General features: G+C 62.5%; 1 protein-coding gene. It reads right to left on the bottom strand.

Annotated elements, in window-relative coordinates; genetic code table 11:
- The coding region (locus RRY12_12455; GenBank protein MEG2185484.1) for a hypothetical protein at positions 1–248 on the bottom strand (248 nt) is incomplete at both ends.

The following is a 248-nucleotide window of genomic DNA, read 5'->3' as shown; positions in this document are numbered from 1 at the left end:
AGCGGTCGGAAGCCTGTCGGCGTACCCCTTGAAGGCGGCCATAAGGCTGCCGGAAAGCCCGATTCCGATGAGCGCGCGTGAGATCACAAGCGCGCCCAGGCCGTGCGCCTGCGAAAAAACGAGCGCGCCCGCCACCGCAAAAAACAAAAGCGGCGCAAGCGTCGCACGCGCGCCGCGGCTGTCAAGAAAGACGCCAAGCGGAAACTGCGCCGCACCGAAGGCTATAAGATATATGGAACTCATGAACC

This window comes from Cloacibacillus sp., from assembly GCA_036655895.1.
Lineage (GTDB): Bacteria > Synergistota > Synergistia > Synergistales > Synergistaceae > JAVVPF01.
The sequence above is the reverse complement of the archived record's forward strand: the minus strand, read 5'-3'. Positions and strand labels throughout refer to the sequence as shown.